Origin of the sequence: Burkholderia sp. MSMB617WGS, from assembly GCF_001532025.2 — a bacterium.
GTDB lineage: Bacteria > Pseudomonadota > Gammaproteobacteria > Burkholderiales > Burkholderiaceae > Burkholderia > Burkholderia savannae.
Genome location: NZ_CP013457.1, coordinates 2106619 through 2129148 on the forward strand (window position 1 = coordinate 2106619; position 22530 = coordinate 2129148).

The window sequence follows — 22530 nt, forward strand, 5'->3', positions numbered from 1 at the left end:
GGTGTCTGGGGGAGATAAGAATGAAAGTCGGCAAATTCATGGGCGGCCTGTGCGCCGCAGGCCTCTTGTCTGGCGCAGCGGCATCGGTGCAGGCCGCCGAAGCCGTGTCGGTGCTGCACTGGTGGACGTCGGGCGGCGAATCGAAGGCCGTTGGCGTCCTCAAGAGCGACATGCAGAAGCAAGGCTACGCGTGGAAAGACTTCGCGGTCGCGGGCGGCGCGGGCGCCTCCGCGATGACCGTGCTCAAGACCCAGGTGATCTCGGGCAACGCGCCGGCGGCCGCGCAAATCAAAGGCCCGCTGATTCAGGAGTGGGCCGAGCAAGGCGTGCTCGCGCCGATCGATTCGGCCGCCGGAGACTGGAAGAAGAACCTTCCGCCGCAGATCGACAAGATCATCCGCGCCAACGGCCATTACGTCGCGGCGCCCTTCTCGGTGCATCGCGTGAATTGGCTGTACATCAACAAGGCCGCGCTCGACAAGGCAGGCGGTAAAGTGCCGACCACATGGCCGGAATTCTTCGCCGTGGCCGACAAGATGAAGGCCGCGGGCATCGTTCCGGTTGCGATGGGCGGCCAGCCGTGGCAGGACGTGACGCTGTGGGAAGGCGTGGTGCTCTCGCAGGGCGCGGACTTTTACAGGAAGGCGATCGTCGATCTTGATCCAAAGACGCTCACGTCCGACAAGATGGTCCAAGTATTCGACACGGTGCGCAGGATTCAATCGTACTTCGATCGCGGCCGCGCCAGCCGTGACTGGAATCTCGCGACGGCGATGGTCGTCAACGGCAAGGCCGGCATGCAGTTCATGGGCGACTGGGCGAAAGGCGAATTCGCCGGCGCGAACAAAAAGCCGGGCAGCGACTACATTTGCGCGGCGGTGCCGGGCACGGACAAGGCGTACACGTTCAACGTCGATGCGTTCGTGTTCTTCCAGCAGCCGGGCCAAAAGGAAGCGACGCCCGGCCAGCTCGCACTCGCGAAGACGATCATGTCTCCGGCGTTTCAGGAACAGTTCAGCCTGTACAAGGGCTCGATTCCGGTGCGGCTTGGCGCGCCGATGGCGAAATTCGACGACTGCGCCAGGAAGTCCTACGCGGACGAACAAACAGCGATCGCCGGCAACGGGTACGTGCCGTCGCTTTCGGGCAGCATGGCTCAATCGGATGCGATCGCCGGCGCAATCACCGACGTCGTCACCACGTTCATGAACTCGAACCAGGATTCGAAGCGCGCGGTTCAAGCGCTTGCGAAGGCTGCGAAGACGAAGTAAACGAGTGTCGGCGCCCCAGTTGCGATCTTGCTCGCGACTGGGCGTCGTCAGTGAAACCTTGAGATGCAAAGGGGACTGCTCGAGGCCTGTCGATGCGCGCCGGCGACGGCAAGGCGCCATGGCGCGCCACGTTTCGCTTGCTCGCCGGCGCGGCCGTCCGATTGTCCGGACTGCCGCGCCGATCCATGACACGTCCCGGCCGACGCGGCATCGATACGCTTTTGACCGTCGAGTCTTCCGCCTCGCGCGGCAGAGCGCCCGCGAAATTACCGCCCCCCGGCGTTTCGGCCGTTACGGTCGACATTTGCGAGGGCATCCGCGGGGCGCGATACGTCTCTATTCGCCATGCCGAACGGTTGGCCGAAGCCGGTATCGCGCTCTCGACGTCATCGTCGCCGCTCATTCGAATACGCTGACGTCGCAAAGCATGCGCCAATTGCGGCCAAGCGTGCGCACTTCCTGTCCCGATACGGTCAGCGTGCCGAACAGATGGATATCGCGGCTGGAACTGCCGATCATCAGATCGAACTCCCCGGGTTCCACGACGCGCTCGCCACGCTCGTCGGTAAAGTTGAGCATGTCGACCGGCAATCGGACCCGTACGGTTCTGCGCCCGCCCGCCGGCACGAAAACGCGCTGGAATCCCTTGAGTTCGCGCACCGGGCGCACGACCGATGCAATACGGTCACGGACGTAAATCTGAGCGACGTCTGTTCCATCCCGCTGGCCGACGTTTTCTATCTCGAAGACAAACTCGAATACCCCGCTGGCCACATCGGCGTGGCTGTCGATCAAATCAAGCGCCCCGTAGCGAAACCGCGTATACCCCAAACCGAATCCAAACGGATAGCGCGAGCCGAAATGGTAGGCGACAGGCGTGCCTGCGCTCTTCAGTTTGTGGTTGTACACGTAGGGCACCGCGCCCGCGCTTTTGGGAATCGACAACGGCAGGCGGCCGCTAAAGTCGGCCGCGCCGGAAATCAGCTCGGCGATCGCATCCGCTCCGCCCTCACCCGGTGCAAAGGCGACGATATGTGCGGCCACCACCTCCTCCAGCCCTCCAAGGTTGTAGGGGCGTCCCCCTGTCTGCACGACGACCGTCGGCGTGCCGCTCGCGACGACGGCCTCGAGCAGCGTCTGCTGCACGCCCGGCAGTTCGAGGCTATCGGTATCCGAGCCCTCCCCAACGGTGCCGGACTGGAACAGCCCTGCGAGGTCGCCGACAAACACGAACGCGACCGCCGCCGATCGTGCCGCGGCGACAGCGGAATCGATCTGTCGGAGGTCGCGGCTGATTGGAGCCTGCCGATTCTCATCGAGCGCGCGCGCCATATCCACGTCGCCTGGAAACACCGGCGTGCCCGCGCGCCGCTCCTGAATAATCTCGCACCCCTTCGCGTAGACGACGCGATCGGCGGCGAATCGTTCCCTGAAAGCCTGCAGCGGGGTTTTCACGGGCGATCGCGCATCCTTGCCGGTCGTGATCAGATGGACCGGGAAGCTATAGCCGGCGAGCAGCGCGAGAGGATCGTCGGCAGTCGGCCCAATGACCGCCACACGATGCTCCTGCGCTGCACGAACCGGCAAAGTGCCGTCGTTCTTCAGCAGGACAATGGATTCGAGCGCGGCTTGCCGCGCGAGCGCCGTGGCGTCGCCGCCGCTCACGTTCACGCCGTCGGGGTCCGCATAAGGGCGCTCAAAAAGCCCCAGCCGGAATTTTTCGGTCAACACTCGCGACACCGCGGCATCGATCGCCTCCAACTCGATATCGCCGCGTTCGATCGCGGTTTTCAAGTGCAACGCGCACTCGTGGCCGGGAAGTTCGACATCGAGCCCGGCATTGAACGCCAATGCCGCGGCTTTCGCCTCGTCTTGCGCGACGCCGTGATGGGTGAGGAGCAGATTGACCCCGGCATAATCGGCAACAACCAGTCCGTCGAATCCCCATCGACGGCGCAGCGTGCCTTCGATCAATGCCTGATCCGCATGACAGGGAATGCCGTCGATATCGTGATAGGCGGGCATGACGGACCCCGCGTCGGCCAGCTTGACCGCCATCTCGAACGGAAGCATGAAGATATCGTTGAATTCCCTCGGTCCGATGCGCACGGGGGCGTGATTGCGCCCGCCCTCGCTCGCCGAATGCCCGGCAAAGTGCTTGAGCGTGGCGAGCAGATCCCGTCGCTCGCCCTGCAGTCCCTTGACGTAATGACAAGCCAGCACGCCCACCAGATAGGGATCTTCGCCGAACGTCTCCTCCGTGCGTCCCCATCGCGGATCACGCGACACATCCAGCACCGGCGCGAGCCCCTGGTGGCAGCCGATCGAACGCGCTTGCAGGCCGATTTCTCGGCCGACCGCCTCGATCAGCCCCGGGTTCCAGGTGGCGGCGTAGTTCAGCGGCGAGGGAAACAAGGTGGCGCCGTCGATCATGAGGCCGACCAGGCATTCCTCGTGAGACATTACCGGGATACCCAATCGGGTATCCTCGACCATCCGGCGTTGCAGTTCGTTGAGCGCCCGGACACCTTCGCGGGCGTCGACCGCATGGGTCCCGAGCGGCCGGGTGATCTGCCCGAGGCCGTGTGCGAGCAGCGTATCGACCGTAATGCCGGTCTGGCGCTGAGCAAAATCCGCGATTCGCCAGGTATGTTTCCCGTCGGATGACAGTTCCAGCCAACCGGCATGCAACTGGGCAATCTTTTCGTCCAGATGCATTCTTGCAAGCAGGTCGGCGACGCGCTCCCGGATTGGCGCATTCGGATTGCGATAAAGGGCGGAGTCTGTTGCGTGATCGATCGACATAAGAACTTTCAGGAGAATATTCAGGATCTGACGTGACGCGTCGCCCGCGCTCGCTCCGATTCAATCGCAGCAAGCAAGGCGAACCGCATTAAAGATCGCCAGGATTGATGTAGGCCGTTTTAATGGTGGTGTAGAACTCGCGCGCATAGGCGCCCTGCTCGCGCGGACCGTAGCTCGAGCCCTTGCGGCCGCCGAACGGCACGTGATAGTCGACTCCGGCGGTGGGCGTGTTGACCATCACCATCCCTGCCTGAGCGTGCCGCCGGAAGTGTGTCGAGTATGTCAGCGAGGTCGTGCAGATTCCCGCGGACAAACCGAATTCCGTATCGTTCGCGATCGCCAGGGCGTCTTGATAGTCGGCGGCCCTGATGATCGTCGCGACAGGACCGAACACCTCTTCGCGATTGATCCGCATTGAATTGGTCGTGCCGGTGACGAGCGCGGGCGCCAGAAAATGCCCGTCCGTCAGGCAGGTCACGCGTTCTCCGCCGTGAATTTCCGCGCCCTCGCCGCGGGCGACATCGAGATACGCTTCGACCTGCCGTAGTTGAACGGCGTCCACGACCGGCCCGATCTGTGTGCCCGGCTGCCTCGCGTCCCCTACTTTCAGCGCACGGACCCGTTCAGTCAGCCCTGCCACGAAGCGATCGTGAATGCCCGCGGTCACGATCAGGCGGCTCGATGCCGTGCAGCGCTGGCCGGCAGAAAAAAAAGCGCCGTTCAGGCTGGCCTCGATTGCGATATCGAGATCCGCATCGTCCAGAACGACCATGGGATTCTTTCCCCCCATCTCCAACTGGATGCGTTTTCCCGAGTCGAAACACGCTCTTCCGATATCGCGGCCGGTGGCGACCGAACCTGTGAAACTCACTGCGGCCACCAGCGGCGACTTCACGAGCGCCGCGCCGACCACCGAGCCGGGCCCCATGACCAGGTTGACGACGCCGGGCGGCGCGCCCGCTTTCTCGATCATCCCGATCAGTTCCCACGCACTCGCGGGCGCCTGCGCCGCCGGCTTGAGGACAACGCAATTTCCGTAGGCGAGCGCCGGCGCAATCTTCCAGGCGGGTATCGCAATCGGAAAATTCCATGGCGTAATCAGGCCGATCACGCCCAGCGGCTCGCGCGTCACTTCAACCGTCAATCCGGCTCGAACGGAAGGCAAGACGTCGCCGTTGAGCCGGAGTGCCTCGCCCGCAAAGAACTTGAACACCTGAGCGGCGCGCGTCACTTCTCCGATCGCCTCGGCAAGCGTTTTCCCTTCTTCCCTGGCGAGCAGGTCGCCCAACTCGTCCTTGCGTTCGAGAATGGCGTTCCCTGTTCTATCCAGCACATCGAAGCGCTGCTGCGGCGTCGATACGCTCCAGCGATCGAACGCGCGACATGCGGCGTCGATCGCCCACTGCGTCTCTTCCTCGTCGGCCTGAGCCACGTGACCGACGACGTCCGCCGTGTCCGACGGATTGATGTTCGGCAAGAAGTGGCGGCCCGGAATCCACTTGCCGTTGATGAAATGAGTGAACTGTCTCATTGTTTCGTCCTCGAGGTTGCCGCGACAATCGGCTTCGGCGATTTGCTCGCCGCACCGACGTATCCTCTTCGCGCGAGATTGCCGTAGAGCGCGCGCACGCCGAACGTCCACGGCGAAATTTCGGTAGACAGCCGAACGGTATTGATCAGCGAGCCGATGGACGGCGTCGAAATCGTGACGACGTCGCCGGCGTGATGCGTAAACCCTTCGTCGCGAATATCGCGATCCTGGATCGGTGAGAACATCGTTCCCAGAAACAGCATGAAGCCGTCCGGATACTGATGATGGCGACCGTACGTTTGTGCGACGAGGTCCAGCGGATCGCGGCTGATCTCGCGCATGTGGCTCTTCCCTTCGAGGACGAAACCGTCGTCGGCGCCCTCGATGCGAAGACAAACGCTTGCTGCTCTCACGCTGTCGAGCGTGAACTTCTCGTCGAACAGGCGCACGAACGGACCGATCGCACACGATCCGTTGTTGTCCTTCGCCTTGCCGAGCAGCAACGCGGATCGCCCCTCGATGTCGCGCAAATTGACGTCGTTCCCCAGCGTCGCGCCAACGGCCCTTCCCGCACTATTGACTGCAAGGACGATTTCCGGCTCAGGGTTGTTCCAGCTCGACATCGGATGAAGTCCGACATCGGCGCCGAACCCGACCGAAGCCATCGGCTGCGATTTTGTGAAGACCTCGGCGTCCGGGCCGATGCCGACCTCCATGTACTGAGACCACGCGCCGTTTTGCAGCAACGCCTCTTTCAGCTTCGCAGCGGCCTCGGACCCCGGCTTGATCTCCGACAGATCGGCCCCGATAAGCGTCGTGATCGCCCGTCGCATCTCATGAGAATTTTTTGCGTCTCCTCGCGCACTCTCTTCGATCACGCGCTCCAGCAGGCTAACCGCGAATGTCACGCCGCACGCTTTAATGGCTTGCACGTCGCACGGAGCCAGGAGCCTCGCCGGCGAAACCGCGCCCGGATCAAGAGCGTCCTTCAGAATGTCGTCGATCGAGCCCAGGAACTCGCCCTCGCCGTAACGGACGATCTCCAGAATATCGGGACGCTCGAAGAGATCCGACGTCGTAGGTCCGAACCGGGTGATATCGACAACACATCCGTCTCTGACCGTTACGACCGCCGGACCGTCAACGGGTGCGCTTCGCCACACGCGTCCGACGAGCAAGGCATCGCACAAATCGATCGGCAAATTTGTCTCGTTCATATCTGATCTCACCGAACTCTCTCAAAAGTTCATCGTGCATTCGACGATGAAGCGCCCATCGCGTCGCACCAAAGCCGTTTCCGCACATCCGGAGGAACGACGTCCTACCGGCATCGCGCTCGCCAAACGATATTTAGAACGTGTGCTGAATACCGGCATAAACACCGGTTTGCGCCTGCCCCGGTAACGGGCTCGTCGAACTGCCCGGCAGATTCGCTTCCAAGCCGAACGTTCCCGTCTTGCTGTTTCTGACCGTGGCCATCTGAAAATCAAGCAATGTCCGCTTCGACAGGTTGTATGTGCCGCCCAGCGTGTACATCGTTGCGTTACCGTTGCCGTGATTCGCATTCACGTGGTAGATCGCCGCGATCAACGACGCCTGCGCGTCAACCTGCCATGACACGCCACCCCATATCTGGTTGGTCACCGACGGAGCGCCCGGCGCGACCTGGCCGGCGTGCGACGACAGCCACACCGCCTGCAGCTTGAACGGAGCCAGAAACACGTTGGCGCCCACGAAATACTCTTTGGAATACTGAAAGACATCGTCGAGCGCGCCGTTCGCGGGATTTCTCACCTCGTCATATGTGCCCCGGATCTGGAAGAGCGGCGCGGTATAGGTGATCTGAAAACCGCCTTGCCGCCCCTGAGCCGTCGTGCCGTTTCCATTCCAGTTCGTCGCGTTCGATAGTGCGTACTGGGCCGCGAAATCAAACCCATGAAACGCGGGCGACTGATACGAGATGTTGTTGCTCGAAATCGGCCAGCTCCTTCCGCGCACCAACGAAGCCGACGACCACGATGACATGATGAACGGGTCGAAGTCCCACGTTCCATATGAAATGAATAACTGGCGGCCTACCTGCAATCTCCCGTAACGCGGGTTATCTAAACCGATCGCTGCCCACCGCGTCCATATCGAGTTCGGAGCGCTGAATTGTCCATTCATGGCGTTGAAGCTGTTTTCGAGTTTGAAGACAATGTCGGTGTTCGCGCCAATATCTTCCTTGCCGGTCAATCCCCACAGGCTGGTCCCCCAGTCTCCACTCTCGGCACGGAAGCGCGAACTTTGACCGCCGTGCGGATTCGTGACCGCGTTCATGTATTCGATTCCCGTATCAATGCGACCGTACAACGTGAGGCCGCTTTCGGCATACGCCGGTGCTGCACCCACGGCAAAACCGGCTATCAAACACGCCTTCCTCATCATGCTCCAAACCCTCCATCTACCTTATTCGGTCCTTTTGTGGATGCAACACCATTTGTCAGGCGCCCGATTCCTGGCGCAAACAGATCATTTAGTTATGCAAAATATATTGGCGTGAAGCCTTCATGAAGTCGAACTTCCCGCTGCTCGGTTCTTCCGGACAGGAATCGGACCGGTGACTTCGCTGGCTCAGCGGTTGCTGGCGCATCGCCCGATAGGGCGATCAGGCGCCGCCGGCAAGACAGCGGAGGAGTTCAGTCAACTCATGGCGATGTTCAGTGATTGTGCCGAGCAGGCGTGTGAGCAACGCCGCGATACTTGACGGCCAACTCCATGCATGCGCCGTGCTCCAATTGGCCGACAGTCGAGCGATAGATCTCCTGCCACGGCGTCTGATTCGGCCTCACCGGCGGCGCGCCTTCCTCCGTGCGGCGACGCTGGCGCTCGGATTCGGACACCAGCATGTCGCACGTTCCGGCATTCAGGTCGATGCGAACGACATCGCCGGTTCGCAGCAGCGAGAGTCCTCCACCCACCGCGCTTTCCGGCGATGCATTGAGGATCGAAGGACTATCGGATGTGCCGGACTGACGCCCGTCGCCGAGCGTCGGCAAACTGGTCACGCCGTGCCGGATGAGCGCGTCGGGAGGCTGCATATTCACGACCTCCGCCGAACCGGGCCAGCCCACCGGCCCGGCGCCGCGAATCACGAGAATGGTTCGCTCGTCGATGCCCAGTGCCGGGTCGTTGATTCGAGCGTGATAGTCGTCCGAATCTTCGAATACCACGGCGCGGCACTCGAACACGTTCTCGCTTCCCGGCGTCGCCAAATAGCGTTGCCTGAACTCGTCGGAAATGACGCTCGTCTTCATGATGGCGAAATCGAACAGGTTGCCTCGGAGCACCAGGAAACCCGCGCGCTCCATCAGCGGAGCGGTGAACCGCGCGATCGCCTCCCGGTCGACGCTCTCCCGTCCTGTGAGGTTCTCGCGCATGGTGCGTCCTGTGACAGTAGGACGATCCACTCTCAGCCGGCCGGCTTGCATCATCTCCCACATCACGGCCGGAACGCCGCCCGCGCGATGGAAGCGCTCCCCCAAATATTTGCCCGCGGGCTGCACGTTCGCGAGGAGCGGCACATCGTAACCGTAGGCCTTCCAGTCGTCCGGCGACAATGTGACGCCCGCATGGCGCGCCATCGCCATGATGTGGGGTTGGGCATTCGTCGATCCGCCGATCGCGGCGTTCACTGCGATCGCGTCCAGAAAGGCGTCGCGAGTCAGAATCGTCGATGGCCGTTGATCGTCGTACGCCAATGCGACGATACGACGTCCGGTTTCGTATGCGACCTGTGCGCGCTCGCGATAAGGCGCCGGGATGGTCGCGCTGCCGGTCAGCGACAACCCGAGCGCTTCAGCCAGAGAATTCATCGTGAGCGCGGTCCCCATCGTGTTGCAATGCCCCGCGGACGGTGCGGAAGCCGTGGCGATCCGTAGAAATTCCTCACGATCGATCTCACCTGCGGCCAATCGCCTGCGGCCCTTCCAGATGCTCGCCCCCGAGCCGGCCGGTTCGCCGCCATACCAGCCGTCGAGCATCGGGCCGCCGGACAGCACGATGGCGGGGATGTCCACGGTGCTGGCCGCCATGATCTGCGACGGCGTGGTCTTGTCGCAACCGGTGGTCAGCACAACGGCGTCAATGGGGTATCCATGCAAAATCTCCACCAATCCGAGGTAGGCCAAATTTCGATCGAGCGCAGCCGTCGGGCGGCGGCAGTTTTCGAATACCGGATGGACGGGAAACTCGAGCGGTATCCCGCCGGCATCTCGAATGCCGTCGCGAACCCGCCTGGCAAGTTCAAGGTGAATGCGGTTGCAGGGACTGATGTCACTGCCCGACTGCGCGATGCCGATGATCGGTTTGCCCGAGCGCAATTCAGCCGGCGTCATGCCGTAATTCATGAATCGCTCGAGATACAACGCCGTCATGTCGATGCGATCCGCGTTGGCAAACCAGTCCTGCGAACGGAAGCTTCCCCGGGCGCGGCTCTTCTCACTCATTGCAGAATCCCTCCGTGCAAAATGCCTGCGGCTGGCCAGGCACGTCCGCTCGAAACTCGAAGAGCCCGCCCGCATGCGGCTGCCGTTGTAAAGCGGTGTTCGACAATCCTTTCCGGGCGGTCGTCACATACACCGTTCGTAAATCGTCTCCGCCGAAAACCAGCTTGGTGACGTTGTCGCAAGGGAAATGTATCTGGTCGGTCAGCGCGCCATCCGGCGAAAATCGTTCGATTCGGGCCCCGCCGAAGAGGGCGACCCATACGAATCCGTTCGCGTCCACTGCCATGCCGTCCGGATATCCGCCTCCCGATATGGAGACGAATCGGCGCTTGCGCGCGAGCATTCCCTCCTCATCGACGTCAAACGCATAGATGACGCGATTCAGCGTATCGGCGTGATACATCACGCGGCCGTCGGGGCTGACGGCTGGGCCGTTGGTGATGACGTAGCCTGTATCGCAGGCAATTGGCCTGCCATTGGGCTGGACGCGGTACAACGTGCCTCGCGCCTGTCGCTCGCTGTCATCCATTGAACCAAACCACAGCCGCCCCCGCCGATCGACATAACCGTCGTTCAGCCGGTTCCCCGGGATGTTCGATTCGACGTCGATGATCTTGAGGAATGCCCCGGTGATCGTGTCGAATCGATAGATGCCGTCCTCGAGGCCCGACGCCAGCCCGCCGTCGGCCAGCGGAGCGAGAAATCCCGGTTGCGCGGGCGCCGCCCACGAACTCGCCTGCCGGCTGTCGACATTCAGGCGATGCACCCGCTGGCTCTTGATATCGACGAAGTAAACCGAGCGCTCGGCGTCGCTCCAGATCGGACCTTCGCCGAGCTCCGCGGCGACATCCCAAATGCAGATCGGTGCGGTTGTCTTCATGCGCCGTACCAACCCGCATCCACGAAATATGCCCGCCCCGAGCAACGGGCGGAATCGCTGGAGGCGAGGAACAATGCCATGTTGGCCACGTGCTCCGGCTCTATCCGCAGCGGCAGACATTGCCCTTCGATGATCTTCGCTTCGCTTTCCGGAGATTGCCAGAGCTTCATCTGTCGAGGGGTACGCACCGCTCCCGGCACAATGCAGTTGACCCGGATGCCATATGGTCCGAGATCGCGGGCAAGCCCGCGAGTCAGGCCTTCGATGCCGGCCTTGGCGGTCATGTAGATGGACAGGTCTTTCAACGCGAGATGCCACGAGATCGATCCGAGATTGACGATCGATCCGCCGCCGGCTTCACGCATGCCATTCGTCACGGCCTGCGAGCAAAAAAAATGATGCTTGAGGTTGACGGCGAGCCGTTGGTCCCAGTCGCTGCTTGTAACGGATTCGACGGTGTTCCGATTATCGTTTGCCGCATTATTGATCAACACGTCGACGGGACCGGCGCCCGCTACGACCCGTTCGAACGCGCGCCCGATGGCGCCGACGTCCCGCAGATCGCACGAGACGAACGTCGGCGGGCATTCGGCCCGGCGGTGCGTAGCCTCGAGTGCGCTGGACTCCTCTTGTGCGATGTCCAGAAAGAACACTCGCGCGCGTTGCCTCACGAACGCCTCCACCATCGCGGCGCCGATGCCGCTTCCCCCTCCGGTGACGACGACGGCCTTCCCCGCAAGGCTGGGATAGATTGTGTGGGACATGATCGTTTCAGTTGTATCGATGGGTTGGCGAGTGGCGGAAATGGGCGAGATCATGCCGATCGCAGCGGGTAATCGCGCGCGCGGCCGACGTCGAGGCGCCGCAATGCGAGGCCCTCGTCATCAAAGACATGACAGAAATGGGGAGAAGCCGTCAATGTGATCGGTTGCCCGCCCGCCAGATCGACGTCGCCGCTGAGCTTCGCGATCACATTAGCGTCGCCGTTCTGGCCAATACTTGCGTGCAGATACGTGCATTCGCCGAAGCGCTCGACCCGACGCGTCCTTGCGCGGATGATTTGACTGCGGGTGTCGCCGTCCGTAATGACGAGATGCTCGGGACGCATGCCCAAGGTCACCTCCATTCCGACGTGCGCGTTGGCTCCGCTCACGGATGCACGCAATACTTCGCCGCCGAGCAGGCAAACCGTCACGCCGCCCGCATCGACAGCGGCAATCCGGCCTCGCACGATATTCATCCTCGGCGAGCCGATGAACTCCGCGACGAACCGGCTTCCCGGCCGATGGTACAAATCCAGCGGCGAGCCGATCTGCGCAATGCTGCCGTGGCGCTCCACGTCCGCACCCGCACGCAACAGCACGATCTTGTCCGCCAGCGCCATAGCCTCGGTCTGATCGTGCGTGACGTAGACGGCGCTCGCCTGGTTAAAAGCTTTATGAAGGCGTGCGATCTCGATGCGCGTCTGGACGCGCAGCGCGGCGTCGAGGTTCGACAACGGCTCGTCGAAGAGAAACACTCCCGGCTCCCGAACGATGGCCCGCCCGATGGCGACACGCTGCCGCTGCCCGCCGGACAGTGCCGCCGGCTTGCGCTCCAGCAGCTTATCGAGTTGCAGCGACGCTGCGGCCTCGCGGACCTTCCTGTCGATCGCGGCCGAATTCAGCTTGGCTTGCCGCAGGCCAAAGGCCATGTTCTCGTAGACGCTCATGTGCGGATAGAGCGCATAGTTTTGAAAAACCATGGCAACGCGCCGCTGGGACGGATGCACTGCGTTGACCAACTTCCCGTCGATCCGCATCTCGCCGCCGGTGATCGTTTCGAGGCCCGCGATCATCCGCAGCAGAGTCGATTTTCCGCATCCGGACGGCCCGAGAAACACGCAGAATTCGTTCGTGCCAACCTCGAGGTTGATGTCGCGAATGACGGGGGGATTGTTGCCGTACGCTTTATGAATGCTTGCGAGACTGATGCTTGCCATGATCCACTCAACTTGAAGTCAGGATGCGATCCCGCACCCGGGACGGGGGCGGTCGTTCGGGTCATGCCTGCTGTCGTTGCTACCCTTTCACGGAGCCCGCCATCATCCCTTTGATGATCCGCTCCTGTCCGAAGGCATACGCCGCGATCAACGGAAGAGATGTGAGCGTGACGACGGAAAGCATTGCCGGGACATTCGACGAATACTGCCCCTGAAAATCCCACACGGCGAGCGGGAGCGTTCGATGGTCCGGCGTCGATGTCAGCACATAGGCAAAGATGAATTCATTCCACAACGCAACGGCGTTGTAGATTGCAACCGTGGCTAGGCCTGGTGTCGACAGCGGGAAATAGATTCGCCAGAAGATCGTGAACCGCCCGCAGCCGTCGAGCTGCGCGGCCTCCTCCAGCTCATGCGGTATCTGCTTCATGAACTCGGTCAAAATGAATATGGAGATGGGCAGGCTGAGCGCCACGTAGGGTCCCACCAGCGCCAGCGACGTGTCGTACAGGCCGATGTTCCTGATCAGCAGGTAGATGGGCACCAGGGTGGCGTGAAGTGGTACGATCATCGCCGCGACGACAACGCCGAAGAGCGGCCGGTTGAAGCGAAACTTGATCCTGGCGAATACGTACGCGGCCATCGAACTGAGCAGGGCGATGAAGATCACGGACACGCCGACCACGAAGACACTATTGCGAAGGTAGATCAGGAAAGCGCCGTGAAGCACCTCCGTGTAGTTCGATAAGTCGAACCGCGCGGGCAGCGCCCACACCGACGTCGAATAGGTTTCCTCTTGCGACTTGAGACTCGTGAGCATCACGAATATGAACGGCGAGGTGGTGACGGCCAACCATATGAGCGCGAGCAGGAAAATCATCGAACGGCCCTTGCGTGAGTGATTGAGCACGATTAGACCTCGTGTGAATAGCGTCGCGTCGTGCGCAATGCGATCGCGGCAACCAGCGCCACGATCACGAACATCGCGGAAGCGATCGTGCTGCCGTAACCGAGCTGGAATGAACTGAATACCGTCCGGTACATATAGGTTGCCATCAGCTCGGATGAGCTTTCCGGCCCGCCGCCCGTCATGACGAATATCAGGTCGAAGTAACGCAAGGAGCCCAGCACGGACAGGAGCATCGCGGTCCGGATCGTGCCTTGCAGATGCGGCAACTTGATACGCCAGAAGATTGTCGACTCGGAAGCGCCGTCCAGCCGCGCAGCCTCGCTCAGCTCAGGCGAAAAGGAAGACAGGCCGGCGAGAAACAGGATCATGTAGAACGGAACGTTCTGCCAACAAATCACGGCGATCGTGGAGGCCAACGAAAAGCGCGTGTCCCCCAGCCAGTCCTGAGCGAGCGAGTCCCATCCCAATCCGTGGAACGCCGCGTTCAACGGGCCGAAGTTCGGGTCATAGACGTTCTTGAACAGCACGCCGATTGCGACGCTGGACATCAGCAGCGGCAGGAAATACAGGATCTTGAGAATTCTCGACCCCTTCCCCGCCATATCCAGCAGGACCGCGAGCGCAAGCGCGATCGGCAATTGAATGAGCACGGAAAACAATGCGAGCAGCAGATTGTTGTACAGCGCCTTCCAGAAGACCGAATCATGTGCGAGTCGCATCCAATTGGCCAATGCCACGTAATGCGTGTCGCTGCCGAGCCCATTCCAGTCGAACAACGAAAGTTCGAAACTGGAGACGAGCGGATAGAGCAGGAACACTGCCAGCAACATCATTGATGGCGCGAGCAGACACACCGTGGCCAACCACTGCGATGATGTCCGGGGCCGCCTCATCGGCTCGACGGCAAATGTCGCATCCAAAGCTGTCTCCTGTTTCTCGTTCGTTCGACTGCCTGCCTATCGGCCGGCTTCCGCCTTGGCGGCATCTTCCATTTGGGCCGCGGCGGCCTCGGGCGTCACGGACAATCCAAATAGCGCCTGTGAAATGTCCTTATGCCGTTCCCCAAGGCTCGGCGACAATTCCTGGTCGTACCAGAGCTGGACGTTGGGCGCCTGCGCGATCAGCGTCTGCATTCGTTTCAGGAAGGGATCGGAGAGCGCGAGATTCTTGACAGGAGGAATACGCGCGTCGGCCAGTTTGGCCTGCACCGAGGCATCGTCCGTCATCGTTCTGATTAGCCCGAAGGCGCCATCTCGCTCAGGGCATTGCGCCGAGATGCTCAGGAAGCTGTCGCCGACGGTCCCGACTACGTCACGAGGGTCCCCCTTGCCGCCCGGCATGCTCGGAAACGGGAAGAAATCGAGTTTCCTGTAGAACGCCGGATTCTCTTTCTGAATCGTGGATGCCTCCCAGCCGCCCATCAGTTCCATTGCAGCCCGGCCGGAATACAACAGCCGCCGCGACACGCCGGTGTCGTAGTCGAGTCCGTTATAACCCTGCGCGAACGCACCGGCCTTGACGAGTTGCTGCAGGTACTTGCCGGCCTCGATGAACACCGGGGCGGCGAAGCTGCCGCCCGCGGCTCTTTGCGCCGCGCGACGGAAAACATCGGGGCCACCCAGGCGGTCGACCAGATACATGTAGTACATCGATCCGGTCCACTTGCTCTTGTTTGCCAACGCAAACGGTGCGATTCCGTGCGAAGTGAATACCTTCACGACCTTCATCAATTCGTCCCACGTCGTTGGCGGCGCGAGGTTGTATTGCCGGAACAGATCCTTGTTGTAGAAAATCACCGCGACCGCAGTGTTCTCGGAAGGGATGCCATAAATCTTGCCGTTGAATGTGACGGCTTGCCACGATGTAGGCAAGAACCTGTCGCGAAAGGCCGGGTCCTTCTGCAAAAAAGGCGTGAGGTCGACGACCTGCCCCGCCTTTACATACTCCCGCAGCGGACCGCCTCCCCAGGTATCGAACACGCAGGGCGGCTGCTCCGCGCCGAATGCCACCTTCAGCTTTGCCTTGTATGCGTCGTTGAGAATGTGCGAATCCTCGACTTTGTAACCGGGAGTCTGCTTTTCGAAACGATCCGCGGCCGCGCGAGCATTCTTCGGCGCATTACCTTCGGTCTGGTGATCCCACGCGACGATGACCTTGTTCGCCTGCGCGTGGGCGCCTTCCGCGTAGAGCATCGAACCGGCGAACAGCAGCGCGGCGGTACCCAGGATTTGTGCAGACTTCAGACGTTTGACTACGGGCATGCATGTCTCCGCATCGTTTCATCTAATCACATGGAACGTTATCGATAACGTTAATTGATGTTAGGGTTGCGCCATCCGGACCGCTATTCGGGTATACCCATTATTTGTGCGATGCAAGCCAGCGAAGGGTTTGACGAGTCCACGCAAAACCGCGACGCTTCGCGCGAGCACCCATCGTTACGACGTGGTCAGTGCGCCACCCCTCTTATTTTGCAAAGGAGCGCAGGCCTTCCGGCCGATTCAAGCGGGAGCGCATCGTCGCACGCGGGCACGGCTCGGAGCAGCTTCGCGCGTTGTCACCGGCCCTGATAGAATGCGGCCGGTAAGCGTGACGTTATCGATACCGTGCGAACGGAGCCTCGGATTCGCAGCAGCGCATGCATCCGCACGCGCAGGACATGCCGAGCGGCAGCCGAGGAGCACCAACCGCTCTTTGCGAAGCCCATGCAATGACTAAGCAAATCCCTACTCTCGCCCATGTTGCAAGAATCGCCGGCGTGTCGCAGATGACTGCCTCGAGGGCGCTCAACGATCGCCCCGGCGTATCTCAGGAGACGCGCGAGGAAGTGCTGAGGATTGCTGCGGACATTGGATATGTCATGAATCGCAGCGCGCAGAAACTCTCCGGCGGGCGTAACGGCATCATTGGGATCGTGACGCCGATGCTCGACAATCAATTCGTCGGAGAACTGATTGTCGGCGTCGGTAGAGCCGCGCGAGCCGGCGGCTACGAAATCCTCGTGTACACCGTGTTCGACGAAGACCGACATTCGCACCACGGCGTCCTCGGGCTGATGAAGCAATTCACCGACGGCGTGATCGCCATCCTGCCGAGGGAATCAGTCTACTTCGACGCGCTGGCCGCGGCGCGCGTGCCCGTCGTCGTGATTGACCAGCGCGGCACGCTAGCCGGGTTTCCCTCCGTTTCCGTCGACAACTATGGCGGTGCGCTACGGGCCGTCGAACATCTGGTCGAACTCGGGCACAAGCGCATTGCCTTCGTGTCGGGCGACGAATCGATCGAAGGCGTGCGCGACCGACGACGAGGCTATCTGGATGCGATTGCGCGATTCAATATGCCAAACGACCCGGCACTTCTCGTTCAGGGCGGTCTCTCGCAGATGAAGGCATTCGACGTTGCGTCGCAATTGCTCGCTTTGCCCGACCCTCCGACCGCGATATTCGCGGCGAACGACTTGCGCGCCTTTGGTGTGATCGCTGCAGTCCGAGAGGCGGGCAAGCGAGTTCCCGGCGACATTTCGGTCATCGGATTCGACGACATACCGATGGCGTCGCAGGTGCATCCGTCGCTGACGACGATACGACAACCCTTTCCGCAAATGGCGCGCGCCGCCGTCAATACGCTAGTGGCACAAATCGACAGCCCGGAATCGGTGGCGCCACGCATCGTATTGCCCGCCGAACTGGTGATCAGGCAGTCCACCGGGCCTGCGTCCAACCGCGTTGAGTCGCCACAGGTCCGCTAGACGCTTGCGAGTGCGTCGGAACGCCGCCGCGATCCGCAGCGCAGCGGGGCGTGGGCCAATGTTTTCTTGCCGTCGATCCACTTGTGTCGCGCGGCGAGGGCTTTGATCTTGTCGTTCGTGGTTTCCGATGACGAGCGGTCTTGCCGACGCGGTTGCCGTGGTGCCCGTTTGCGCGGCGCTTCTCGCATCGCGAGCGCCATGGCCGAGGATTGTCGTCGCGTTCGCTGCGTTCGGCGCGGGCACGTCGCAGTCCGCGCCGCCGATGATCGCGACCGTCCCGCGGCGACGCGACGCGCTCCGGCTAGAACCGATGCCGCAATCCCAGCGCGACGACGACCTGATTGCCGTTCGCGGACGGCGTCAGCGTCCAGACCGACGCATTGAATGCCGGATTGCCGTTGCCGCCGCTCACGCGCTGATAGACGCCCTCGATGTACGCGTCCGTGCGCTTCGAGAATGCGTAATCGGCTTGCGCCACCACCTGATTCCACTTCGGACGGGTTTCGCCCGAGTGCGTATCGAAGCGACCCATCGTATAGGTGTACGCGGCCGCGACACTGAAGCGGCTCGTGACCAAGTAGCGTCCGTCGATCGTGAAATTGTCGAACACCAGCGAATCGCCGCTGAGCCTGGCGATGCCGCCGCCTTGAAGAACGCCCGCCACGTCGTCGGTCGCCGAATGGGACCACGCCGCGCCGATCGAGTGCAAACCGAATGCATATCGCCCGGCGACGGCCCAGATCTGCTGGCTGCCGCCCGTGATCGTCGCCGAGCCGTCCGTCGTGCTCACCGCGCCGTTTGCATTGGCCGCGTTCGGGTCCCGGTTGATTTTCAGATATCCCGCGCCGAGCTTCAACGGGCCGTTCGCATAGGAGAGCCCCGCGCTCCATGCCGCGTTGTTGCCGAACCGGCCGGCCGTGTTCGAGAAGCCGTACATCATGCCGAAGGTCAATCCGCGATACGTCGGGCTCGTGTACTTGATCGAGTGGTTGATGCGGATGTTGCGGTTCGAGTCGTCGTTGTCGTACGGATGAACCGCGAGATTGCCGCCCCAGCCGGGGCCGGAAGCGCCGAGCGGCGTCGCGAAATCCAGGACGAGATCGTACTGGCGGCCGAGCGTGAGCGCCCCGCCCGCTTTCGATTTCACGCCGATCCAAGCCTGGCGGCCGAACATGTCGACGCCTTTTTGCGACAACGCGCCGTTCGCCGACGAGAACCCGTTCTCGAGCGCGAACACGGCTGACAGTCCGCCGCCGAGGTCTTCGGCGCCGCGCAACCCCCAGCGAGACGCATTCAGCGCGCCGCTCGTCACGGCCCAATTGCCGCTTCCCCGCGAACCCGCGGCATTGGTGCGCTGATTGCTCGCGTAGGTAATCGACGTATCGATCAAGCCGTACAGCGTCACGCTGCTCTGTGCGTGGGCCGAACCCGTGCCGAAGCCGGCGAAACAAGCCGCGACGACGGTGGCGGCAATGCCGCACGGCCGGCGACCGCAGAAAAGAGGCTCATGCATACCGGTTGAAGTCGCCTCGCGTGCGGTTTTATATAGTTGGTCATGCATATTATTTGTTATGTTGTTCGACGCGATTGGCGATGCGCGCCCTTGCGCCGATCGACGGACGGAGCGCAATTATCGAAGACGGCGCGCCCGCCGATTAACGGGCGGAACAGGAAAGGTCCTCTGCAAAATCAGGCGCAATCGGATCGCGCCGCTTGTTCGGCGGATCGGGATTCTCGCGGGATTCGTCCGGTTTCGGCCGGGATCTCCGTGCCGTCTCGCCGCGCTGACGCCGTACGCCTTCGTCGCGCCGGCTGCGCGCATGCGGCACGCACAAGGGAGCGCGGTCGAGCGCGTGCCGTCATGCCGCTCGCATTCCGATCGCCATGGCAGCGCAACATCATGCTCGATCGCACTTGTTTCGCGTGGCGGCACCGCCCTGCTTCGCGCGGATTCTTCTGGCGCCCGAGCCGAAGTCGCATCGCTCCACGCACATCGAGTCACCTGCTTGCCTGGTCGCCTTGCAGTCGAGCGGACCCGGGCGTTCCTCCGCGCCCGCAACCCGCAGGCATCGTCGCGCCGCAGGCGGACGAACGGCCTGCCTGCGGCGCGCGCATGCACCGAATCACCCATTACCGCCGCATCGAAAGTGGCATCGAAGCGACCGGTCTCGATGCCGGTTGCCCGTTACCGGGACGCCGCCGCGCTCGCGGCGTGCGGCGTACCGCTCGTCACGTTCACGCCGGGCAGCGCGACGCTGTCGATTCAGGCGCTTGCGGGCGACGGGCGGGCTCGCGGCGCGCGCGGGCGAAGCGGTCTTCAGTCTTCATTCCGCGGAATTGCAGGCTCGTCGCGCCGCTCGTCCGGTCGACCGCGATGCCGGCGCTCGGCTTTGCGCCCGCCCCGGCGACATTCTCGGCCGGACGAACGAGCCCAAGGTGACGCGTCATGTCGACGAGCGCCGAGTCGCGCGCGGTGACGCTCGCCCGCACGAGCCGGCCGGGCGCGACGGGCGGTGCCGGCAGCGTCGGCGCGATCGCCGCGCGCCGAAGCCGGCCCGGCGGCGACATCCGCTCAGGAGACGAGCCCGATGTCGGCCGCCGTGATCAGCCGCTCGATGTCGAGCAGAATCAGCATTCGGTCGCCGTCTTCGCCCGCGATCGACCCGAGGTCCGTGATGAACCCGGTATTGATCGCCGCGCCAAATTCGGGCGCCGGCCGCCGGTCGGCCGCCGCGAGCTGGAGCACGTCGCTCACGGCGTCGACGACGACGCCCACCGTGCGCGCCGCGACGTTCAGCACGATGACCACCGTCGACGTGTTGTACTCGGCCGATTCGAGCGCGAACTTCAGGCGCAGGTCGATGATCGGCACGATCACGCCGCGCAGGTTGATCACGCCCTTGATGAACGCCGGCGCGTTCGCGATGCGCGTCGGCTCCTCGTACGACCGGATTTCCTGCACGCGCAGGATGTCGATCCCGTATTCCTCGGCGCCGAGCCGAAACGTGACGAACTCCTGCGCGTCGCGCGCCGCGTCCTGCCCGCCGGCGCGCGCCGCTTGCGGCGCTTCCAGAATTGCATTCATTGCGTTGTCCTCCAGGCGCATCGGATGCGCGTCGCGGTCAGAACGTCTGCCAGTCGTCGGTTGCGGTCGCGGCGGCGAGAGCCGGCGCGGGCTTGCTGAACGTCGGCGCGGCGTGGGCCGCACGCGGCGCCGCCTCGCTGCGCTTCGCCTTCGCCTTCGGCTTGGCGGGCGTTTGCGCCGCGTGCTGCGCGTGCTGCGCGTGGTGCGCATGTTGCGTGTGCTGCGCCGCGCCGTCCATGTTCGCTCGGAAGAACGCGACAGCCTGCGTCAGCTGGCGCCCCTGCTCTTCGAGCGACTTCGACGCGGCCGCCGCCTCTTCGACGAGCGCGGCGTTCTGCTGCGTGACTTCGTCCATCTGCGCGATCGCCTGATTGACCTGCTCGATGCCGCGGCTCTGCTCGCCGGACGCCGCCGCGATCTCGCCCATGATGTCGGTCACGCGCCCAACCGCCTGCGTGACTTCGGTCATCGTCTTGCCCGCTTCGCCCGCGAGCGTCGAGCCGTCGTGGATCTTCTGCACCGATGCGCTGATCAGGTCCTTGATTTCCTTCGCCGCGCTCGACGAGCGCTGCGCGAGGCTGCGCACTTCGCTTGCGACCACCGCGAAGCCGCGCCCCTGCTCGCCCGCGCGCGCCGCCTCGACGGCCGCGTTCAGCGCGAGGATGTTGGTCTGGAACGCGATGCCCTCGATGATCCCGGTGATTTCCGCGACCTTCTCGGAACTCTGGCTGATGTCGGTCATCGTGTCGACGACCTGCCCGACCACCGCACTGCCCTTTTGCGCGATTTCCGACGCATTCGCCGCGAGCGAGCTCGCCTGCTGCGCGTTTTCAGCGTTCTGCCGGACGGTCGACGTCAGCTCTTCCATGCTCGACGCCGTTTCCTGCAGCGACGAAGCCTGGTGCTCGGTGCGCGACGACAGATCCTGGTTGCCCGTCGCGATCTGGCTCGATCCGGTCGCGATGCCGTCCGCCGCGGTCCTCACCTGCCCGATCAGCCGCACGAGGCTCGCCTGCATGTCGCCCATCGACGCGAGCACGCTGCCCGACGGCGCCGAATGCGCGCCCGCTACCGGGCTCAGATCGCCGTTCGCGACGCGCCGCGTGACGTCGCCGAGCGCCGCGGGCTCGGCGCCGAGCGAGCGCATCAGCCCGCGCGCGATGAGGATCGCCGCGATCACCGCCGCGCCGAGCGCGGCCGCGCAGAGGCCGATCAGCAGCAGGCGCTGGTTCGCATAGTGCTCGGACGATTCGCGCACCATTTCCTGCGCGCGGCCGCGCGTGTAGTCGCTGTACGCGTTCGTCGCCTTGACGAGCTGAGCGAGCAGCGGCCGGCACTGATCGTTCATCATCGTGATCGCTTCGTCATGCCGATTGTTCAGCGCGGCGTTGACGATCGCGAGCGCGACCGGCCCGTATTGCGCCTCGATGCGGTCGATGTCGGTGACGAGGCTGCGCGCCTTGTCGGTCGAATCCGACGCGTTCGCGATCAGCTCCTTCAGCCGGCGCAGGTTCGCCTGCACGTCATCCTCGGCTTGCTTCACGGCGGCCTTTTCGAGCTCGACGTCGGCGGGCTTCGTCACGAGCACGAGATTGCGGGCGGCGATCGCGCGCCGGTCCACCGCCGTGCGCACCTGCTCGACTGCTTCCGCGCGCGCGCTGATGCCGCTCACATAGTTCGCGAAGCGATCGTTCGCGTCGCCGAGCGCGTGCAGCGCGAGCGCGGACACGAGCAGCACGAGCCCGACCAGCATGCCGAACGCAATCGTCAGTTTCGCGCTCACGGTCAATTTCTGAAAATTCATGTATCACCTCGATTCATCCAACATCGGA

At 62.9% G+C, this 22530-nt stretch carries 16 protein-coding genes; 2 read left to right on the top strand and 14 right to left on the bottom strand.

Annotated elements, in window-relative coordinates; all coding sequences use genetic code 11:
• Nucleotides 1-20 precede the first annotated feature (20 nt).
• Nucleotides 21-1271, top strand: a complete 1251-nt coding sequence (locus WT60_RS10495) for an ABC transporter substrate-binding protein (protein WP_059577526.1) — start codon at nt 21-23, stop codon at nt 1269-1271.
• Between the two features lie 399 nt (nt 1272-1670).
• Here the strand turns inward: WT60_RS10495 and WT60_RS10500 are convergent, their stop codons facing one another.
• From WT60_RS10500 to WT60_RS10550, 11 genes are all read right to left on the bottom strand, one after another.
• Nucleotides 1671-4076, bottom strand: a complete 2406-nt coding sequence (locus tag WT60_RS10500; protein WP_060356059.1) for a glycoside hydrolase family 3 N-terminal domain-containing protein — start codon at nt 4074-4076, stop codon at nt 1671-1673.
• An 88-nt stretch (nt 4077-4164) separates the two neighbouring features.
• Complete coding sequence (locus WT60_RS10505; protein WP_038742956.1) at nt 4165-5607, bottom strand: aldehyde dehydrogenase family protein; 1443 nt, start codon at nt 5605-5607, stop codon at nt 4165-4167.
• The gene (locus WT60_RS10510; RefSeq protein ID WP_060356058.1) at nt 5604-6824 is read right to left on the bottom strand and encodes a fumarylacetoacetate hydrolase family protein; all 1221 of its coding nucleotides are present in this window, start codon (nt 6822-6824) and stop codon (nt 5604-5606) included. Before WT60_RS10510 ends, WT60_RS10505 begins: the two co-directional genes overlap by 4 nt.
• A 133-nt stretch (nt 6825-6957) precedes the next feature.
• Nucleotides 6958-8031: a porin gene (locus tag WT60_RS10515; protein WP_059647740.1), complete on the bottom strand. Its 1074-nt coding sequence runs from the start codon at nt 8029-8031 to the stop codon at nt 6958-6960.
• Nucleotides 8032-8306: 275 nt separating this feature from the next.
• Nucleotides 8307-10094 (bottom strand): IlvD/Edd family dehydratase, encoded by a 1788-nt coding sequence (locus WT60_RS10520; RefSeq protein ID WP_059577535.1) that lies wholly within the window; start codon nt 10092-10094, stop codon nt 8307-8309.
• The gene (locus tag WT60_RS10525) at nt 10087-10974 is read right to left on the bottom strand and encodes an SMP-30/gluconolactonase/LRE family protein (RefSeq protein ID WP_038742959.1); all 888 of its coding nucleotides are present in this window, start codon (nt 10972-10974) and stop codon (nt 10087-10089) included. The genes WT60_RS10520 and WT60_RS10525 overlap by 8 nt, the downstream gene beginning before the upstream one ends.
• Nucleotides 10971-11738, bottom strand: a complete 768-nt coding sequence (locus tag WT60_RS10530; RefSeq protein WP_038742961.1) for an SDR family oxidoreductase — start codon at nt 11736-11738, stop codon at nt 10971-10973. Before WT60_RS10530 ends, WT60_RS10525 begins: the two co-directional genes overlap by 4 nt.
• 50 nt (nt 11739-11788) lie before the next feature.
• Nucleotides 11789-12955: a sn-glycerol-3-phosphate ABC transporter ATP-binding protein UgpC gene (ugpC, locus tag WT60_RS10535; protein WP_052144959.1), complete on the bottom strand. Its 1167-nt coding sequence runs from the start codon at nt 12953-12955 to the stop codon at nt 11789-11791.
• Nucleotides 12956-13034: 79 nt separating this feature from the next.
• A complete protein-coding gene (locus WT60_RS10540) occupies nt 13035-13865 on the bottom strand; it encodes a carbohydrate ABC transporter permease (protein WP_236860811.1) in 831 nt (276 codons plus the stop codon).
• A 2-nt stretch (nt 13866-13867) separates the two neighbouring features.
• Nucleotides 13868-14785: a sugar ABC transporter permease gene (locus tag WT60_RS10545; RefSeq protein ID WP_226383119.1), complete on the bottom strand. Its 918-nt coding sequence runs from the start codon at nt 14783-14785 to the stop codon at nt 13868-13870.
• A gap of 36 nt (nt 14786-14821) precedes the next feature.
• Nucleotides 14822-16126 (bottom strand): extracellular solute-binding protein, encoded by a 1305-nt coding sequence (locus WT60_RS10550; RefSeq protein ID WP_059670416.1) that lies wholly within the window; start codon nt 16124-16126, stop codon nt 14822-14824.
• A 449-nt stretch (nt 16127-16575) separates the two neighbouring features.
• Between WT60_RS10550 and WT60_RS10555 the strand changes: the two genes are divergently transcribed.
• Nucleotides 16576-17613, top strand: a complete 1038-nt coding sequence (locus WT60_RS10555) for a LacI family DNA-binding transcriptional regulator (RefSeq protein WP_060356056.1) — start codon at nt 16576-16578, stop codon at nt 17611-17613.
• A 301-nt stretch (nt 17614-17914) separates the two neighbouring features.
• On the opposite strand, the gene WT60_RS10560 is transcribed toward WT60_RS10555, so the two are convergent.
• The 3 genes from WT60_RS10560 to WT60_RS10575 all read right to left on the bottom strand — a co-directional run bounded on the left by WT60_RS10560 (nt 17915) and on the right by WT60_RS10575 (nt 22502).
• Nucleotides 17915-19126 (bottom strand): porin, encoded by a 1212-nt coding sequence (locus WT60_RS10560; protein WP_060356055.1) that lies wholly within the window; start codon nt 19124-19126, stop codon nt 17915-17917.
• A 1059-nt stretch (nt 19127-20185) separates the two neighbouring features.
• The gene (locus tag WT60_RS10570) at nt 20186-20698 is read right to left on the bottom strand and encodes a chemotaxis protein CheW (RefSeq protein WP_038743311.1); all 513 of its coding nucleotides are present in this window, start codon (nt 20696-20698) and stop codon (nt 20186-20188) included.
• Between the two features lie 37 nt (nt 20699-20735).
• Complete coding sequence (locus WT60_RS10575) at nt 20736-22502, bottom strand: methyl-accepting chemotaxis protein (protein WP_060356053.1); 1767 nt, start codon at nt 22500-22502, stop codon at nt 20736-20738.
• Between the last annotated feature and the right edge of the window lie 28 nt (nt 22503-22530).

Excerpts from the sequence above, each read along its gene's own strand:
- WT60_RS10495 (WP_059577526.1), top strand. The coding sequence starts at position 21 with ATGAAAGTCGGCAAATTCATGGGCGGCCTGTGCGCCGCAGGCCTCTTG.
- WT60_RS10500 (WP_060356059.1), bottom strand. The coding sequence starts at position 4,076 with ATGTCGATCGATCACGCAACAGACTCCGCCCTTTATCGCAATCCGAAT.
- WT60_RS10505 (WP_038742956.1), bottom strand. The coding sequence starts at position 5,607 with ATGAGACAGTTCACTCATTTCATCAACGGCAAGTGGATTCCGGGCCGC.
- WT60_RS10510 (WP_060356058.1), bottom strand. The coding sequence starts at position 6,824 with ATGAACGAGACAAATTTGCCGATCGATTTGTGCGATGCCTTGCTCGTC.
- WT60_RS10515 (WP_059647740.1), bottom strand. The coding sequence starts at position 8,031 with ATGAGGAAGGCGTGTTTGATAGCCGGTTTTGCCGTGGGTGCAGCACCG.
- WT60_RS10520 (WP_059577535.1), bottom strand. The coding sequence starts at position 10,094 with ATGAGTGAGAAGAGCCGCGCCCGGGGAAGCTTCCGTTCGCAGGACTGG.
- WT60_RS10525 (WP_038742959.1), bottom strand. The coding sequence starts at position 10,974 with ATGAAGACAACCGCACCGATCTGCATTTGGGATGTCGCCGCGGAGCTC.
- WT60_RS10530 (WP_038742961.1), bottom strand. The coding sequence starts at position 11,738 with ATGTCCCACACAATCTATCCCAGCCTTGCGGGGAAGGCCGTCGTCGTC.
- ugpC (WP_052144959.1), bottom strand. The coding sequence starts at position 12,955 with ATGGCAAGCATCAGTCTCGCAAGCATTCATAAAGCGTACGGCAACAAT.
- WT60_RS10550 (WP_059670416.1), bottom strand. The coding sequence starts at position 16,126 with ATGCCCGTAGTCAAACGTCTGAAGTCTGCACAAATCCTGGGTACCGCC.
- WT60_RS10555 (WP_060356056.1), top strand. The coding sequence starts at position 16,576 with ATGACTAAGCAAATCCCTACTCTCGCCCATGTTGCAAGAATCGCCGGC.
- WT60_RS10560 (WP_060356055.1), bottom strand. The coding sequence starts at position 19,126 with ATGCATGAGCCTCTTTTCTGCGGTCGCCGGCCGTGCGGCATTGCCGCC.
- WT60_RS10570 (WP_038743311.1), bottom strand. The coding sequence starts at position 20,698 with ATGAATGCAATTCTGGAAGCGCCGCAAGCGGCGCGCGCCGGCGGGCAG.
- WT60_RS10575 (WP_060356053.1), bottom strand. The coding sequence starts at position 22,502 with ATGAATTTTCAGAAATTGACCGTGAGCGCGAAACTGACGATTGCGTTC.